Below are 3,835 nucleotides of genomic sequence, written 5' to 3'. Positions count from 1 at the left end.
CGCCATGGCCGGCGGCGCGCTCGAGAACTCGCGGGCCGACGTCGCGGTCTCGATCACCGGATTTACCGAGGGCGCCCCGGGCCAGCCCGCCGGCCTGGTCCACTTCGGCTGTGCGCGCCGGGGCGGCCCGGTCCGCCACCGTGTCGAGTGCTTCGGCGAGGTCGGCCGCGCCGAGGTGCGGCTCAGCGCCCTGCGTGTGGCGCTCACCCTGCTCCATGACGGCCTGTCGGCAGTGTCCAAGGCCGCCTGACGCTCGCATTGCGGCCGCACGCGGACCCCACTAGCCTCCGCCGACCGGTGTTTCGGCGGCGACGCAATCCGCAATGGACGCGAACGGCGAACGCTATAGAAGCCGCGGTATGGAGTTGGGGCCGGCTTGGCCTTTGGGGGAGAGGTGCGTTGATCCGCGACGTCCTGGTGTGGCTCGCCACGAAGGTCGGGAAAGGTCCCGGCGAATACGATCCGTCCTGGAGCGAGGCGCTCGCCAGCACGCTCAACGTCTGGGGCCTCCTCGAAGGCACCCACGTGCTGTCGCTGATGCTGTTCGCCGGCACCATCTTCCTGGTCGACATCCGGCTCCTGGGCGTGGGCTTCAAGAAGACGCCAGTGTCGGTGATCAGCGACCGCGTGCTGCCGCTGACGATCTTCGGCTTCGTGCTGATGGTGGCGACGGGCGTCGCGCTCTTCTACGCCAAGCCATTGCTTTACTACCACAATCTCTGGTTCCGCCTGAAGTTGATCTTCCTGGCCATCGCCGTCATCAACATCTTCATCTTCCACTACCGGGTCCAGAACGACCGTGATGCGTGGGACACCGCGGAGAAGCCGCCGGTGAAGGCGCGAGTCTCGGCGGTCGTGTCGATCCTGGCCTGGGTGGCGGTCATTACCGTCGGCCGCTTCATCGCCTACGACTGGTTCGAATGCGGCAAGCCGTTGCCCCAATGGGCCAACGTGGCCCAGGAGTGCGCCATCTCCGAACGGGGCGCCATCGACGTCACGGAGTTGGCGCAATGACGATCGCCCCGCAGGACTTTTTCCCGCAGATCGCCGACTGGGTGAACCAGCTCGACGACACCTTCCCGGGCGCCTGGATCAAGCCCTACTTCGCCCAGTGGGAGGTCGGGCACCTCCTGTCGCTGGCCCTGCTGGGCGGCGCGAGCCTGCTCCTCAACCTGCGCCTGATCGGCGTGGGCCTCACCGACGACTCGCCGTCCGAGGTGCGCCGCAGCGTACTGCCGTGGCTCAATCTCGGCGTGATCGGGATCCTGGTCACCGGCGTCCTGATCGGCACGTCCAATCCCGAGCGGCTGTACACGTCGGAGGCCTTCACGGCGAAGATGTTGGGCCTCGCCGCCGCGCTGATCCTCACCTACGGAGTCAGCCTGCCGGCCGCGAAGCAGGACGGTCGCCTGGGTCGCAACGCGTCGATCGCCGCCGCCATCGGCCTCGCCTTCTTCGGCCTGAGCGTCGGGGTGTTCGCGGTGGCCAAGCTGGTGAACCCGGGCCTGTGGCACGTGATCACCGCCGCGGCGCTGCTGGTGCTGTTCGTGACCCGCGGCCTCACCCGGATCATCTACCTGGCCGCCCTCGTGGCGCTGATGGCGACCCAGCTCGCGATCCACCACCTCATCTACAAGCCCGACGACTATGCCCACCTCGATCCGGCCAACAAGATCATGATCCTGGTCTACCTGGCGCTGATCCTGGCGGCGGCGGGCGTGCAGATCGTGAGCTCCGGGCGCGGACCTCAGGGCGCGGGCCCGGCGACCAAGGCGCTGGCCTACGCCGCGATCCTGGTCTGGGTGACGACCGCCGCCGCTGGCCGCTGGATCGCCTTCGCCTAGCCGCCGGCCGCCACCTGTACCGGGTGGCGGCTGCCCCAGCCCTTGTGCCACTCGGGCTCACCGGCATAGCGCTGGGCCAGGAAGTCCACGAACGCGCGCACCTTGGCCGCCAGGTGCCGGGCGTGCGGATAGACCGCGTGCACATAGATCTCCTCGGGCTCGTAGTTGCAGAGCACCGGCGTCAGGCGTCCGAGGCGCAGGTCGTCCTGCGCCGCGAACGCCGGCGTCCGGATGATGCCGAAGCCCTTCACGGCCGCCTCCACGCACGCCTCGGCGCCGTTGAAGCGCAGCCGCCCGCGCACGCGCACCTCCTGCGCATCGGCGCCGCGCCCGAACCGCCAGAGGGTCGCGTCGCGGGCATTGGTGTCGAGGATCGCCTCGTGCGCCGCCATGTCGGCCAGCGTCAGGGGCACGCCCGCCCCGGCGAGGTAGGCCGGCGCCGCGCAGGTCACCATCCGCACCGCTGCGAGCCTGCGGGCCACCAGCGAGGAGTCCGACAGGTGGCCGATGCGGACGGCCACATCGAAGCCCTCCTCCACCAGGTTCACCACCCGGTCCGAGAAGCTCACGTCCAGTGAGACCGCCAGGCACTGCGAGGCGAAGTCCAGCAGCGCCGGCGTGAGCTGGCCTTTCCCGAAGGACACTGGCGCCGAGACCTTCAGGTTGCCCGACGGCCCGCTCTGGTCCCGGACCGAGCTCTCCAGCGCATCGAAGCTCTCCAGGAGGTCGCGCGCCCGCTCGAGGTAGGCCTGGCCCGTGTCGGTCAGCGAGACGTCGCGCGTCGTGCGGTTGAGGAGCCGCGCGCCCAGCCGGTTCTCCAGGCGCGCCACCAGTTTCGAGACCTGCGCGCCCGATACGCCCAGCTTGCGCGAGCCCTGGGTGAAGCTGCGCGCCTCAGCCACCGCCGCGAAGGCGCGGATCTCGTCCAGACGGTCCATCGGATTGTTTCCTACCTGGTGAGACTGTCTTCCAGATCGGCCGGATTATCAACGGCACGGGCGCGGACCATCTTCCTGCCATGCCGAGCGATCGGCAGCCCCTCTCGCAAAGGAAGCCACCCCAATGACCCAGGTCCGCAACGTCGCCGTGATCGTCGGCTCGCTCCGCAAGGACAGCGTCTCGCGCAAGCTCGCCAAGGCCTTCGCCGCGCTGACGCCCAACCTCAAGTTCAACATCGTCGAGATCGGCGACCTGCCGCACTTCGACCAGGACCTGGAGTCCGATCCGCCGGCCCAGTGGGTCCGCTTCCGCGAAGAGATCGCCGCGGCCGACGCCGTCCTGTTCGTGACCCCGGAATTCAACCGCTCGGTCCCGGGCGCGCTGAAGAACGCCATCGACGTGGGGTCGCGGCCCTATGGCTCGAGCGTCTGGAACGGCAAACCCGGCGCGGTGATCAGCCAGTCGCCCGGCGCGATCGGCGGCTTCGGCTCAAACCACCACCTGCGCCAGTCGCTGGTGTTCCTGAACGTGCCGCTGCTGAGCCAGGAGGCCTACGTCAGCAACAGCTGGAGCCTGTTCGACGACCAGGGCGAACTGATCAACGACGGCACCACCGAGTTCCTGCGCGCCTATGGCCAGCAGTTCTCGGCCTGGATCGAAACCATCGCGCCCGTCGCCGCTACGGCGAAGGCCGCCTAGCGTTCGCTCCCCCGGGCGAACAGGTCCCAGGTTGACGCCATGACCCTGCCCACCGTCTTCCTCCCCCACGGCGCGGGCCCCTGCTTCTTCATGGAGTGGACAAGGGGTCCGGCCGACACCTGGGACCGAACCGCCGCCTACCTCCGCGGCCTGGTCGCGAGCCTGCCCGAGCGGCCGAAGGCGATCCTGGTGATCTCCGGCCACTGGGAGGCGGACGCCTTCACCGTGGGGACGGGCCAGTGGCCCGCCCTCGAGTTCGACTACTACGGCTTCCCCGAGCACACCTATCGGCTCGACTTCGCGCCGCCCGGCTCCCCCGGCCTGGCGCGGCGGGTCCGCAAGCTCCTCGACGC

General features: G+C 69.3%; 6 protein-coding genes. 5 read left to right on the top strand and 1 reads right to left on the bottom strand.

What is annotated here, in order from left to right:
• The 3 genes from VGD44_RS18710 to VGD44_RS18700 all read left to right on the top strand — a co-directional run.
• The coding region (locus tag VGD44_RS18710) for a CinA family protein (protein WP_331089888.1) at positions 1-250 on the top strand (250 nt) is incomplete at its 5' end.
• 149 nt (positions 251-399) lie between these two features.
• Positions 400-1,014, top strand: coding sequence for a DUF6644 family protein (locus tag VGD44_RS18705; protein ID WP_331089887.1), 615 nt, complete (start codon positions 400-402; stop codon positions 1,012-1,014).
• Positions 1,011-1,844: a DUF6644 family protein gene (locus tag VGD44_RS18700; protein WP_331089886.1), complete on the top strand. Its 834-nt coding sequence runs from the start codon at positions 1,011-1,013 to the stop codon at positions 1,842-1,844. The genes VGD44_RS18705 and VGD44_RS18700 overlap by 4 nt, the downstream gene beginning before the upstream one ends.
• Here the strand turns inward: VGD44_RS18700 and VGD44_RS18695 are convergent.
• Positions 1,841-2,782: a LysR family transcriptional regulator gene (locus VGD44_RS18695; RefSeq protein ID WP_331089885.1), complete on the bottom strand. Its 942-nt coding sequence runs from the start codon at positions 2,780-2,782 to the stop codon at positions 1,841-1,843. The two genes, VGD44_RS18700 and VGD44_RS18695, sit on opposite strands and share 4 nt — an antisense overlap.
• A 124-nt stretch (positions 2,783-2,906) precedes the next feature.
• On the opposite strand from VGD44_RS18695, the gene VGD44_RS18690 reads away from it, so the two are divergent.
• Positions 2,907-3,482, top strand: coding sequence for an NAD(P)H-dependent oxidoreductase (locus tag VGD44_RS18690; RefSeq protein ID WP_331089884.1), 576 nt, complete (start codon positions 2,907-2,909; stop codon positions 3,480-3,482).
• 39 nt (positions 3,483-3,521) lie between these two features.
• Positions 3,522-3,835 (top strand): class III extradiol ring-cleavage dioxygenase (locus tag VGD44_RS18685; RefSeq protein WP_331089883.1); only part of this gene is annotated, 314 nt, incomplete at its 3' end.

Source organism: Phenylobacterium sp. (assembly GCF_036402295.1).
In the GTDB taxonomy this organism is placed as follows: Bacteria; Pseudomonadota; Alphaproteobacteria; order Caulobacterales; family Caulobacteraceae; genus Phenylobacterium.
Note: the sequence above shows the minus strand (reverse complement) of the source record. Positions and strands in the feature narration are given on the sequence as shown.

Coding starts and splice junctions, on each gene's coding strand:
- VGD44_RS18700 (WP_331089886.1), top strand. CDS start 1,011: ATGACGATCGCCCCGCAGGACTTTTTCCCGCAGATCGCCGACTGGGTG.
- VGD44_RS18695 (WP_331089885.1), bottom strand. CDS start 2,782: ATGGACCGTCTGGACGAGATCCGCGCCTTCGCGGCGGTGGCTGAGGCG.
- VGD44_RS18690 (WP_331089884.1), top strand. CDS start 2,907: ATGACCCAGGTCCGCAACGTCGCCGTGATCGTCGGCTCGCTCCGCAAG.